The sequence below is a fragment of the Paracoccus haeundaensis genome, assembly GCF_006239215.1.
Taxonomy (GTDB): domain Bacteria; phylum Pseudomonadota; class Alphaproteobacteria; order Rhodobacterales; family Rhodobacteraceae; genus Paracoccus; species Paracoccus marcusii.
Map to the genome: position 1 here is coordinate 123452 of NZ_VDDC01000008.1, position 13243 is coordinate 136694.

At 69.8% G+C, this 13243-nt stretch carries 10 protein-coding genes; 9 read left to right on the forward strand and 1 reads right to left on the reverse strand.

Annotated features, from left to right (window positions below):
* The first annotated feature begins 31 nt into the window (after nt 1-31).
* From FHD67_RS04600 to FHD67_RS04635, 8 genes are all read left to right on the forward strand, one after another.
* The gene (locus FHD67_RS04600) at nt 32-616 is read left to right on the forward strand and encodes an ANTAR domain-containing response regulator (RefSeq protein WP_139597977.1); all 585 of its coding nucleotides are present in this window, start codon (nt 32-34) and stop codon (nt 614-616) included.
* Nucleotides 613-1785: an ABC transporter substrate-binding protein gene (locus tag FHD67_RS04605; protein WP_139597978.1), complete on the forward strand. Its 1173-nt coding sequence runs from the start codon at nt 613-615 to the stop codon at nt 1783-1785. The genes FHD67_RS04600 and FHD67_RS04605 overlap by 4 nt, the downstream gene beginning before the upstream one ends.
* 267 nt (nt 1786-2052) lie before the next feature.
* Entirely contained in the window at nt 2053-3357 is a 1305-nt protein-coding gene (locus tag FHD67_RS04610) for a CmpA/NrtA family ABC transporter substrate-binding protein (RefSeq protein ID WP_139597979.1), read from the forward strand.
* 4 nt (nt 3358-3361) lie between these two features.
* Nucleotides 3362-4249: a nitrate ABC transporter permease gene (gene ntrB, locus FHD67_RS04615; protein ID WP_139597980.1), complete on the forward strand. Its 888-nt coding sequence runs from the start codon at nt 3362-3364 to the stop codon at nt 4247-4249.
* Nucleotides 4250-4260: 11 nt separating this feature from the next.
* On the forward strand, nt 4261-5055 hold the full coding sequence (locus FHD67_RS04620; RefSeq protein WP_218062271.1) for an ABC transporter ATP-binding protein: 795 nt from the start codon (nt 4261-4263) through the stop codon (nt 5053-5055).
* Nucleotides 5056-5060: 5 nt separating this feature from the next.
* Nucleotides 5061-7490, forward strand: a complete 2430-nt coding sequence (gene nirB, locus FHD67_RS04625) for a nitrite reductase large subunit NirB (protein ID WP_139597981.1) — start codon at nt 5061-5063, stop codon at nt 7488-7490.
* Nucleotides 7491-7500: 10 nt separating this feature from the next.
* Nucleotides 7501-7827 (forward strand): nitrite reductase small subunit NirD, encoded by a 327-nt coding sequence (gene nirD / locus FHD67_RS04630; RefSeq protein WP_139597982.1) that lies wholly within the window; start codon nt 7501-7503, stop codon nt 7825-7827.
* A complete protein-coding gene (locus tag FHD67_RS04635) occupies nt 7824-10412 on the forward strand; it encodes a nitrate reductase (protein WP_139597983.1) in 2589 nt (862 codons plus the stop codon). Before nirD ends, FHD67_RS04635 begins: the two co-directional genes overlap by 4 nt.
* 4 nt (nt 10413-10416) lie before the next feature.
* Here FHD67_RS04635 and FHD67_RS04640 read toward each other — a convergent pair whose 3' ends face one another.
* Complete coding sequence (locus tag FHD67_RS04640; RefSeq protein WP_139597984.1) at nt 10417-11052, reverse strand: TetR/AcrR family transcriptional regulator; 636 nt, start codon at nt 11050-11052, stop codon at nt 10417-10419.
* Between the two features lie 138 nt (nt 11053-11190).
* On the opposite strand from FHD67_RS04640, the gene hpbA reads away from it, so the two are divergent.
* Nucleotides 11191-13227, forward strand: coding sequence for an N-methyl-L-proline N-demethylase HpbA (hpbA, locus tag FHD67_RS04645; RefSeq protein ID WP_139597985.1), 2037 nt, complete (start codon nt 11191-11193; stop codon nt 13225-13227).
* The last annotated feature ends 16 nt before the right edge of the window (nt 13228-13243 follow it).

The window sequence follows — 13243 nt, forward strand, 5'->3', positions numbered from 1 at the left end:
TGCCATCGCCCCGCGCGCGGTCGTCAGTGGCGTGATGGAGCGGCTGTCAATCATCGTGGTCGAACGCGACCGGGACCGGGCGATCAGGATCGTCGACGGGCTGCGCGCGTCCGGCGACCACCAGATCACCGTCATCGCCGAGGAGACCGGCCTGGCGCGGCGCATCGCGCAGGCGCAGCCCGACATCGTGCTGATCGACGTGGCCGACCCGTCGCGCGACGTGCTGGAGGAGCTGGCCCTGGCCTCGGGGCCGCTGGATCGGCCGGTGGCGATGTTCGTGGACCGGTCGGACGAGCAGCTGACCCGCACCGCGATCGAGGCGGGCGTGTCCGCCTATGTCGTGGACGGGCTGCAGCGCGACCGGATCAAGCCGATCCTGGACGCGGCCATCGCGCGGTTCCACCTGTTCCACAAGATGCGCGCCGAACTGGCCGCCACCAAGGCTGCGCTGGAGGAGCGCAAGATCATCGACCGCGCCAAGGCCATCCTGATGAAGGCGCGCGGCATCGACGAGGAGGCGGCCTACGCCCTGCTGCGCAAGACCGCGATGGACCAGAAGCGCCGCGTGGCCGACATTGCCCAGCAGCTGGTGATGGCGGCGGGGCTGCTGACATGACCGACCGCCTGCGCCTTGGCTATGTGCCGCTGACCGATGCCGCGCCGCTGATCATCGCCCGCGAGCTGGGTTTCGCCGCCGAGGAGGCGCTGGACCTGGACCTGATCCGCGCCGGCAGCTGGGCGCAATGCCGCGACATGCTGGGCACCGGGGCGGTGGTCGCGGCGCATATGCTGGTGCCGCTGCCCATCGCGCAGGGGCTGGGGCTGGGCCCGGCGTTCCCCGACCTGGACCTGCTGATGGTCCTGTCGCAGGGCGGGCAGGCCATCGCCGTGTCGCGGGCCATCGCCGCGCGGCTGAAGGGCCAGGGCCACGGGTTCGATTTCCGTGATCCGCGCGCGGCGCGCGATGCCTTGGCGCGCGCGCATCCGGGGCCGCTGCGGGTGGGGGTGCCGTTCCCGTTCTCGACCCAGGCCGAACTGGTGCGGCACTGGCTGGACGGGACCGGGCTGGCCGCGCGGCTGTCCATCCATACCGTGCCGCCGCCCCTGATGGCCGATGCGCTGGCCGCCGAGGAGGTAGATGCCTATTGCGTCGGAGAGCCCTGGGCGTCGCGCGCGGTGGAACGCGGCGTCGGCGCGCTGCTGCTGCCGGGGTCCGCCATCTGGGCCGCGCCGCCGGAAAAGGGGCTGGTGATGACCCGCGCCTTTGCCGAAGGCCATCCCGACCCCACGGGCCGGCTGATGCGGGCGCTGTGGCGGGCGGGCCGCTGGCTGGACCAGCCCGGCAACCGCGGCACCGCGGCCGAGATCCTGTCGCGCCCCGACTGGCTGAACCTGCCGCCCGAACTGTGCGAACGCGGGTTGCTGGGCCGCCTGCATGTCACGCCCGAGGGCGATCTGCGCGATTGTCCGGGCTTCATCCGCTTTCACGCGCAGGGGGCGACGTTCCCGTGGCGCAGTATCGCCGCGATGCTGGGCGCGCGTCTGGCCGCGCGGCACGGGCTGGACCCCGAATGGGCGATGGCGCGGGCGGCCGCCTGTTTCCGCACCGACCTCTATCGCCGCCACCTGCGCGAGGCGGGGGCCGACCTGCCCGCGGCATCCGCCAAGGTCGAGGGCGCGATGGCCGCCCCGACCCCGGTGGCAACCGAACAGGGCCGGATGATTCTGGGCGCCGATGCGTTCTTCGACGGCCACCGGTTCGACGCGGCGTTCGCGCGGCGCTGAATTCGCGGGCAGGCTGGCGCAATTCGCGGCGATGGGCGGGGCAGGGGGGGCGGACGCGCCCCGCAGGCTTGACCGAGGCCCCGGCGCCGCGAATGATCGGGGAAAGGCGGATGCAACGGCGCACCGCGTTTGACCCCCGGCCGCAAGGATGCGGTTCCCCATCTTTAGGCAATGACGCCATCTGATCGTGCCCTGTCCGCAGGGCCGCGGCAGGTGGCCTTTCGTGTTCGTGCGCCCTGCTGCGCGCCAGTCCAAGGACCAGCCCCCATGACCCAGATCACGTCCCTGATCACGCCCCCTTCGCGCCGCCGTTTCCTGCAGGCCACCGGCGCGATGGCCACGATGGCCGCCGCCCGCCTGGCCCTGCCCGCCGGGGCATGGGCCGCCACCCCCGGCACGCCCGAGGTCACCGGCTGCACCCTGGGTTACATCGCCCTGACGGACAGCGCGCCGCTGATCATCGCGTCCGAAAAGGGGCTTTACGCGAAATACGGCATGCCCGACGTGCGGGTCGAAAAGCAGGCCAGCTGGGGGGCCACGCGCGACAACATGGCGTTGGGGTCGGCATCGGGCGGCATCGACGGCGGCCACATCCTGCGCCCCAAGGTCCACCTGTACTCCACCGGCAGCGTGATGCAGAACGGCCAGCCCCTGGCGATGTACACGCTGTTGAACCTGAACGAGGACGGGCAGGGCCTGTCGGTACGCCAGGACTATGCCGACAGCGGCGTGGGCATCGACAGCAGCCCGCTGAAGGAGATCTTTGCCGCCCGCCGCGCCGCGGGCGAGGACATCCCGGTCGCGATGACCTTCCCCGGTGGCACGCATGATCTGTGGATGCGCTACTGGCTGGCGGCGGGCGGGATCGACCCGACCCGGGACGTCGACCTGATCGTGGTGCCGCCCCCGCAGATGGTCGCCAACATGAAGGTCGGCAACATGGAGGCCTTCTGCGTCGGAGAGCCGTGGAACGAGCAGCTGGTGAACCAGGGCATCGGCTTCACCGCCGCCACGACCGGGGAACTGTGGGCGCGCCATCCCGAGAAGATCCTGGGGATGCGGGCCGATTGGGTGGACGCCAACCCCAATGCCACCGTCGCGCTGATGATGGCCGTGATGGAGGCCCAGATGTGGTGCGACCTGCCCGAGAACAAGCAGGAGATGGCCGAGATCATCGGCCGCCGCCAATGGTACAACGTCCCCGTGGCCGACATCGTCGGCCGCATCCAGGGCCAGATCAACTATGGCAACGGCCGCGACGAATTGCGCCCCGAGCTGGCGATGAAGTTCTGGGGTCGGAACGGAGAGACGTCCTATCCCTGGAAATCGCTGGATGCGTGGTTCGTCACCGAAAACAAGCGGTGGGGATACCTGCCGGGCGATCTGGACACGGCCGCCCTGGTGAACGGCACCAACCGCAGCGACCTGTGGCTGGCCGCCGCCGCGGGTCTGGGCCTGACGCCCGATTTCGGCGACAGCCGCGGGGTCGAGACGTTCTTCGACGGCAAGACCTTCGATCCGGCGGACCCGGACGCCTATCTGGACGCCCAGTCCATCAAGGCGATGGTGTGATCCGATGAACGTCACAGCCCTCAAGCGCAAGCTGGACCTGACCCCGAAACCCGCAGCCCCCGTCGTGGCGCTGCCCCCCCGCAGCACCCCCCGCCGGGCGGCCTGGCGCAAGCGCGGCCAGGCGCTGGCCGCCGGCGTCCTGCCCCCCCTGGCCGTGCTGGTCGTCCTGCTGACGATCTGGCAGGTCGGCGCATCGGGCGAGGGCAGCGGCCTGCCCACGCCGGTCCAGGTCTGGATCGACAGCGGCTTTCTGATCATGGAGCCGTTCTACGTCTATGGCACCCAGGACATCGGACTGGGCTGGCGCGTGCTGACCTCGCTGGAGCGGGTGGCCTATGGCTTTGGCCTGGCCGCGGTGGTGGGCGTGCTGACCGGCGCGGTCATCGGACAGTCGGCGCTGATGATGCGCGGCTTCGATCCGATCTTCCAGATCCTGCGCACGGTGCCGCCGCTGGCCTGGCTGCCCATCAGCCTGGCCGCCTTCATGGACAGCGGGCCGTCGGCGATCTTCGTGATCTTCATCACCGCGATCTGGCCGGTGATTATCAACACCGCCGCGGGCGTGCGCGCCATACCGCAGGATTACCGCAACGTCGCCGCCGTGCTGCGCCTGAACCAGATCGAGTTCTTCTGGAAGATCATGGTCCCCGCCGCCGCCCCCTACATCTTTTCGGGGCTGCGCATCGGGGTGGGCCTGTCCTGGCTGGCGATCGTCGCGGCCGAGATGCTGACCGGCGGCGTGGGCATCGGCTTCTTCATCTGGGACGCGTGGAATTCGTCCCGCCTCAGCGACATCATCGTGGCCCTGGCCTATATCGGCGGCACGGGCTTCATCCTGGATCGTCTGGTCGGCTGGATCGGACGCGTCGTCTCTCGCGGCACGGCCGCGTAAGGGGAATGACCATGAAATACCTGTCCATCGAACACCTGTCCAAATCCTTTGTGAACGGGTCCAGGACGGCGCATGTGCTGTCCGACATCACCCTGACGATCGACAAGGGCGAATTCGTCAGCATCATCGGCCATTCCGGCTGTGGCAAGTCGACCCTGCTGAACCTGGTCGCCGGCCTGACAGACGTGACCCGCGGCGCGATCACCCTGGACGGGCGCGAGGTCAACGCGCCGGGCCCCGACCGGGCCGTGGTCTTCCAGAACCACAGCCTGCTGCCGTGGCTGACGGTCTATGACAACATCAAGCTGGCCGTGACCAAGGTCTTCGGCCGCACGAAGACCCGCGCGGAACGCCACGACTGGATCATGCAGAACCTGGACCTGGTCCAGATGAGCCATGCCGCCGACAAGCGCCCGGCCGAGATCTCGGGCGGGATGCGCCAGCGGGTCGGCATCGCCCGCGCCCTGGCGATGGAGCCCAAGGTCCTGCTGCTGGACGAACCCTTCGGCGCGCTGGACGCGCTGACCCGCGCGCATCTGCAGGACGCGGTGATGGAGATCCACGCGCGGCTTGGCAACACCATGATCATGATCACCCATGACGTGGACGAGGCCGTGCTGCTGGCCGACCGCATCGTGATGATGACCAACGGCCCCGCCGCCACCATCGGAGAGGTCGTCACCGTCGACCTGCCCCGCCCGCGCGACCGCATCCGGCTGGCCAGCCAGCCCGATTACGTGCGCGCCCGGGAATCGGTCCTGCGGTTCCTGTACGAACGCCACCGCTTTGTCGAAGCCGCGGAGTAGGCATCATGGCACGAAAATTGGTCGTCATCGGCGCGGGCATGGCCTCGGGCCGGATGCTGGAGCATCTGTTCGACATGGCCCCCGGCCAGTGGGACGTCACCCTGTTCAACGCGGAACCGCGCGGCAACTACAACCGGCTGATGCTGTCGCCGGTCCTGTCGGGCGACAAGACCTATGACCAGATCGTCACCCATGACGACGCCTGGTACGCGGCTCAGGGTGTCACCTGCCGGTTCGGCGAAAGCGTGACCGCCATCGACCGCGACGCGCGGGTCGTGCATGGCGCGAACGGGCCCGTGCCCTATGACGCGCTGGTCATCGCCACCGGGTCGGCGCCATTCATCATCCCGCTGCCGGGACACCGGCTGCCCGGCGTCGTCGCCTATCGCGACCTGGAGGACACGAACGCGATGATCGCGGCCAGCCGCCCCGGCGCCAGGGCGGTCGTGATCGGCGGCGGTCTGCTGGGGCTGGAGGCCGCCGCCGGCATGGCCGCGCGCGGCGCGGAGGTCACCGTGATCCATCTGATGGGCCACCTGATGGAACGCCAGCTGGACCCCGCCGCCGCTTATCTGCTGCAGCGCGACCTGGAGGGGCGCGGCATCCGCGTCCATTGCAAGGGCGCGACCAAGGCGATCCTGGGGACCGATCGCGTGGAGGCCGTGCTGCTGGAGGACGGGACCGTCTATCCCGCCGATCTGGTCTGCATGGCCGTGGGCATCCGCCCCGAGACGCGGCTGGCCAACGATGCGGGTCTGGAGGTCGCGCGCGGCATCACCGTCGACGACCACATGCGGACCAGCGATCCGGCGATCTTTGCGCTTGGCGAATGCGTCGAACATGACGGGCAGCTGTTCGGCCTGGTCGCGCCGCTTTACGATCAGGCCCGCGTTCTGGCCGGGACGCTGGCTGGGCAGGATGCCGCGTTCCAGCCCGTCCAGACCGCGACCAAGCTGAAGGTCACCGGCTGCGACCTGTTCAGCGCGGGCGATTTCGCCGAGGCGCCTGGTCGCGAGGACATCGTGTTCCGCGACCCCGGCCGCGGCATCTACAAGCGCCTGATCCTGGAGGGTGACCGCCTGATCGGCGCCGTCATGTATGGCGACACGGCCGACGGGGCGTGGTTCTTTGACAAGATCCGCAGCGGGGCGGATATCTCGGCGGATCGCGACACGCTGATCTTTGGTCCCGCATTCGCCGGGGGGGCCCAAGCGGACCCTCTGGCAGCCGTTGCAGCCTTGCCGCCTGAGGCGGAGATCTGTGGTTGCAACGGCGTCTGCAAGGGACAGATCACCAGGGCGATCGAGGGCGGCGCGCACAGCCTGGACGCGGTGCGGGGCCTGACCAAGGCCAGCGCCTCCTGCGGGACCTGCACGGGACTGGTCGAACAGGTCATGGCGCTGACCCTGGGAGACGGCTTCGCGGCCAACGCCAACCCGCCGATGTGCAAATGCACCGACCACACGCATGAGGACGTGCGCCGCCTGATCAAGACGATGGGGCTGAAGTCCATCCCCGCGGTCATGCAGGACCTGGGCTGGCGCACGGTCGGCGGCTGTGCGTCCTGCCGCCCGGCGCTGAACTATTACCTGATCGCGGATTGGCCCACGGAATACCGCGACGACCGGCAGAGCCGTTTCGTCAACGAACGCAACCACGCCAACATCCAGAAGGACGGCACCTATTCCGTCGTCCCCCGCATGTGGGGCGGCGTCACCACCAGCGCGGAATTGCGCGCCATCGCGGATGCCGCCGACCGATACGCGGTGCCAATGATCAAGGTCACCGGCGGCCAGCGCATCGACCTGCTGGGCGTCCGGAAGGAGGATCTGCCCGCGATCTGGGCCGATTTCAACGATGCCGGGATGGTGTCAGGCCATGCCTATGCCAAGGGGCTGCGGACGGTGAAGACCTGCGTGGGCGAACAGTTCTGCCGCTTTGGCACGCAGGATTCGACAGGTCTGGGCATCCGGCTGGAGAAGCTGCTGTGGGGGTCGTGGACGCCCGCCAAGGTCAAGCTGGGCGTGTCTGGCTGTCCCAGGAACTGTGCCGAGGCGACCTGCAAGGACATCGGCATCATCTGCGTCGACAGCGGGTTCCAGATCAGCGTGGCGGGCGCCGCCGGCATGGACGTGCGCGAGACGGTGCCCCTGCTGACGGTCGCGACCGCCGACGAGGTCTGCGACGTCACCGCCGCGTTCGTGCAGCTTTACCGTGAGAACGCCCGCTATCTGCACCGCATCTACAAATGGGTGGACAAGGTGGGGCTGGACTGGTGCCGCGATCAGGTGGCGGATGCCGGGACGCGCGCCGCGCTGGTGGCGCGGTTCGCGGAAAGCCAGGCGATCTATCAGACCGACCCCTGGGCCGATCACGCCGCCCGTCCCGCCGAATGGGCCCCCGTGGCCGACCTGACCCTGAAGGCCGCCGAATGAGGACTGTCGCATGAGCATGATCGACATCGCCGCACTGGACGACATCCCGCCGCAGGGCGCTCGCGTGGTCCGCACCCCGCACGGTTGCGTCGCGGTGTTCCGCACCGCCGACGACCGGGTCTTTGCGCTGGACGACCGCTGCCCGCACAAGGGCGGCCCCCTGTCCGAGGGGATCGTGCATGGCACCCAGGTCACCTGCCCGCTGCACAACTGGGTGTTCGACATGGCCACCGGACAGGCGCAGGGCGCCGATCGCGGCCAGGTCGTCACCCATCCCGTCCGGGTCGAAGGCGGGCGCATCTGGCTGGACGCCCGTGCGCTGAGGCGGGTTGCATGACGATCCGGACCACCTGTCCCTATTGCGGGGTCGGCTGCGGGGTGCTGGCCACCCCGGACGAGCAGGGTGGGCTGACGGTCCGGGGCGACCCGGACCACCCCGCGAACCGCGGCCGTCTTTGCGTCAAGGGTGCCGCCCTGGGCGAGACCGTCGCCACCCAGGGCCGCCTGCTGACCCCGCGCATCGACGGGGCCGAGGCGTCCTGGGACCGCGCGCTGGACCTGGTCGCCGACCGCTTTGCCGCGGCGGTGCGCGATCACGGGCCGGATTCGGTGGCCATGTATGTCTCGGGCCAGTTGCTGACCGAGGATTACTACGCCGCCAACAAGCTGATGAAGGGTTTCATCGGCAGCGCGAATATCGACACCAACAGCCGGCTCTGCATGGCGTCCAGCGTCGCGGGACACCGCCGGGCCTTCGGCAGCGACACCGTGCCGGGCCTTTACGAGGATCTGGAGCTGGCCGATCTGGTCGTGCTGACCGGGTCGAACCTGGCCTGGTGCCACCCGGTCCTGCACCAGCGGCTGATGGCCGCCAAGGCCGCGCGACCCGACATGCGCATCGTCGTCATCGACCCGCGCCGCACCGCGACCTGCGAGGGGGCCGACCTGCATCTGGCGATCGCGCCGGGGGCGGACGCGCATCTGTTCAACCTGCTTCTGTGCCACCTGTTCGACACGGGCCGGATCGACGCAGGGTTCATGCCCCATGTCGCGGGGCTGGACGTGGCGCTGAGCGCGGCACGCCGCGCCGACCCGGCCGCCACCGGTCTGGAGCCGTGCGACCTCTCCGCGTTCCTGGAGATGTGGGCGGCGACCGACCGGGTCGTCACCGTCTATTCTCAGGGCATCAACCAGTCCGACACCGGCACCGACAAGGTCAATGCGATCCTGAACTGCCACCTGGCGACGGGCCGCATCGGGCATCCGGGCATGGGCCCGTTCAGTGTCACCGGCCAGCCCAACGCCATGGGCGGGCGCGAGGTCGGCGGCCTGTCGAACATGCTTGCCTGTCATCTGGAGCTGGAGAACCCCGACCACCGCGATGCCGTCCGGGCATTCTGGAACGCACCACGCATGGCCGAACGCCCGGGCCTGAAGGCGGTCGACCTGTTCCGCGCGGTCGAGGAGGGGCGCATCAAGGCGTTGTGGATCATCCATACCAATCCCGCCGTCACCATGCCCGACGCGGACCGCGTGGCCCGCGCCATCGCCGCCTGCGATTTCACCGTCGTCAGCGAGGCCTGGCCCGACACCGACACCGCGCGGCTGGCCCATGTGCTGCTGCCGGCGACGGCATGGGGCGAAAAGGACGGCACGGTCACCAATTCCGAACGCCTGATCAGCCGCCAGCGCGCCGCCCTGCCGGCGCCGGGGCAGGCGCGGCCCGATTGGTGGGCGGTGGCGCAGGTGGCGCGCCGCATGGGGTTCCGCGGCTTCGGCTGGACCGAGCCTGCGCAAATCTTTGCGGAACATGCCGCGCTGTCGGGCGTAGCGGGCGCCCTGGGCGGTGATTTCGACATCTCGGACCTTGCGGGCGCGGATTACGAGGCGTTGGCGCCCGTCCACTGGCCCCAGGGGCCCGCGCAGCGTGCGGGGCGGTTCTTTGGCACGGGGCGGTTCCACACGCCGGACGGGCGGGCGCGGATGGCGCCGGTCATGGCCCGGCTGCCCGATCACCCCGTGGGCCGGATGCTGCTGAACACCGGGCGCACGCGGGACCAGTGGCACACGATGACCCGGACCGGCCTGTCGCCCCGCCTGGCACGGCACCTGGCGGAACCCTATCTGCAGCTGCATCCGGACGATGCGGGCCGCCTTGGGCTGGCCGCCGCCGATCTGGCGCAGGTGGACAGCCCGCAGGGCCGCGCCATCCTGCGCGTGATGATCAGCGACGCCGTGCGCCCCGGTCACCCCTTCGCCCCGATCCACTGGAGCGGGCAGAGCGCATCGGCCGGGCGCATCGACGCGCTGGTCGCGGGGCAGGTCGATCCCGTCTCGGGCCAGCCGGCCAGCAAGGCGGCGGCGGTGACGGTGGGGCGGTTCGCGGCCGCGTGGCACGCGTTCCTGGTCAGCGACGCGCCGGTTTCGCCGGACTGCGCCTATTGGGCGCAAAGCCGTCTGCCCGGCGGCTGGCAGGTCGAGATGGCAGGCACCCGCGCCCCCGACGACTGGCAGGACTGGGCGCGGCGGCTGCTGGACCTGGGCGCGCCCGCCCAGCAGATGGGCGATCCGGCGCGCGGTCTGCACCGGATGGCCTTTCACCGCGACGGCCGCCTGGCGGCGGCGCTGTTCGTCGGCCCCCGGCCCGTGGCGCTCTCGCGGTCGCACCTGGCCGCGATGCTGGGCGGGGCCCCGGCGGGCGCGCTGGCCGGGCGGCCCCGGTCGGACATGCCCGATCCGGGCGCGATCGTCTGTGCCTGCCTTGGCGTGGGGGTGAACACGATCCGTCAGGCGATCGGGCAGGGATGCGCCGGCGTTGCGGCCCTGGGCCAGGCCACCGGCGCGGGCACCAATTGCGGATCGTGCCGCCCGGAACTGGCGGCCCTGCTGGCCGGCGCGGCGCGACTGCAGGCGGCGGAATAGCCGCCTATGCCGCCCCGTCGCGTCGGAGCCGCGCATTGAAGCGGGCGATCTCGCGCGGCTCGGGGGCGGTGCCGGTATAGATCTGGACATAGGACGGGATGCGCGACAGGCGGGTCTCGATGTCCTCGGACGACTGCATCGAGATGTAGCCGATCTGGACCAGATAGATGGTGCGCGCGCGGACATCGGCCGACATCGGGTCATGGCCCCAATGCGCCATCATCCGCGTCAGCGCGGCGATGCGCGCGGCATCGGCGACCGTGACGCGGTCGGCCACCGCCTGGTCCTGCAACGCCCAGCTGCGCACCGCGAATTCCAGCCGCGAATCAAAGACGCCCGGTGTCAGGAAACAGCACAGGACGTTCAGCATCGCCTCGGCCGGGGTTTCGGCATATTGGCGCGTTGCCGCGATCAGGGGCACCGTGGTCCGTGCGTGCCAGCCGTCCAAGAGCGCGGCCAGCAGCGCCTCGCGGTCGTGAAAGAACCAGTAGAAGCTGGTGCGCGACAGGTTCAGCTGGCGTGCCAGCGGCATGATCTTGACCGCGTCCACGCCGCCTTCGATCAGCGCGCGATAGCCCGCCTCCAGCCAGCCGTCCCGCGATCCCCGCCAGCCCGTGCCGGCCGTGTCCTGTGCATCCATGCGGGAACCCTAGGCGGTGGACGCAACCCCTGCAAGACGTCACTCCGCCCAAAGTATGCAGTGCTGTCTTTTTATTTGACACAGGTGAACATTTTGCGCCGTATGACCCCGATCGGCTTTTCCCAACGGCAGGCACGGATGTCCCAAGACCCCCTTCTGCAGCCCTATCGGCTGAAACATCTGACCCTGCGCAACCGGATCATGATCACCAGCCATGAACCGGCCTATCCCGAGGACGGGATGCCCAAGGATCGCTATCGCGCCTATCATGTCGAACGGGCCCGGGCGGGGGTGGCGCTGACCATGACGGCGGGGTCGGCGGCGGTGTCGCGCGACAGCCCGCCGGTCTTCAACAACATCCTGGCCTACAAGGACGAGGTCGTCGGATGGATGCGCAAGCTGGTCGACGAATGCCACGACCACGGCGCGGCGGTGATGATCCAGCTGACGCATCTGGGCCGGCGCACCCGGTGGGACAAGGGCGACTGGCTGCCCGTGGTGGCCCCCGGCCACGAACGCGAGGCCGCCCATCGCGCCTTTCCCAAGCGGATCGAGGATTGGGACATCACCCGCATCACCCGCGATTTCGCGGATGCCGCCGAACGGATGCAGGCCGCGGGCGTCGACGGGATCGAGCTGGAGGCCTATGGCCACCTTCTGGAACAGTTCTGGTCGCCCCTGACCAACGACCTTGAGGCACCGTGGGGCGGCAGCCTGGAGAACCGCCTGCGCTTCACGATGCAGGTGCTGGGCGCGATCCGCGACCGCTGCGGGCCGGATTTCATCGTCGGCCTGCGCTATACCGGCGATCAGGTGCTGGCCGGCGGCATGGGCGCCGAGGAGGGGTTCCGGGTGTCGCATCTGCTGAAGGACAGCGGGCTGGTCGATTTCCTGAACGTGGTGCGCGGCCACATCGACACCGATGCCGGGCTGACCGACCTGATCCCGGTGCAAGGCATGCGCAACGCGCCGCATCTGGAATTCGCGGGCCGGATCCGGGCCGAGACGGGGTTTCCCACCTTTCACGCCGCCAAGATCCCCGACGTCGCGACCGCGCGTCACGCCATCGCCGCGGGCCTGCTGGACATGGTGGGCATGACGCGGGCGCACATGGCCGACCCGCATCTGGTGCGCAAGATCACCCAAGGCCGCGAGGATGACATCCGCCCTTGCGTCGGCGCCAACTATTGCCTGGACCGCATCTATCAGGGCGGGCTGGCCTTCTGCCTGCACAATGCCGCGACCGGGCGCGAGGAGACGATGCCGCACGACATCCCGCCCGCATCCGACAGGCGCCGCGTGACCATCGTGGGCGCCGGTCCCGCCGGGCTGGAGGCGGCGCGCGTGGCCGCCGAACGCGGGCACGCCGTGACCGTCTTCGAGGCCGCGGACAAGCCAGGCGGCCAGATCCGCCTGACCGCCCAGCAGGAGCGGCGGCGCGAAATGATCTCGATCATCTCGTGGCGGATGGCGATGTGCGAAAAGCACGGCGTGTCGTTCCGCTTCAACAGCTATGCCGAGCTGGACGACGTGCTGGCCACCGACCCCGACGCGGTGATCGTGGCGACCGGCGGGCTGCCCCACACCGAGGTGCTGGGCGCGGGCAACGACCTGGTCTGTTCGGCCTGGGACATCCTGTCGGGCGATGTGAAACCGGGCCAGGACGTGCTGATCTTTGACGACGCGGGCGACCATGCGGGCCTGCAGGCCGCCGACATCATCGCCGCCACCGGAGCGCGGGTGGAGATCGTGACCCCCGACCGCGCCTTCGCCCCCGAGGTCATGGCGATGAACCTGGTCCCCTACATGCGCAGCCTGCAGCGCCGGGACGTGACCTTCACCGTGACCTGGCGCCTGGTGTCGGTGGTGCGCGACGGCAATCGCCTGCGCGCCACGCTTGGCAGCGACTATGGCGACATGACCCGCGAAAGGCTGGTCGATCAGGTGGTGGTGAACCACGGCACGCGGCCGCTGGACGATCTGTATTTCGACCTCAAGCCCCTGTCGCGCAACCTGGGCGCGGTCGATTACGACGCGCTGATCGCGGGCGGGGCGCAGGATGTCGCCGCGAACCCCGACGGGCGGTTCCGCCTGTTTCGCATCGGCGACGCGGTCGCCGCCCGCAACACCCATGCCGCGATCTATGACGCGCTGCGGCTGGTCAAGGACCTTTGACGGGCCATGGCGCCCC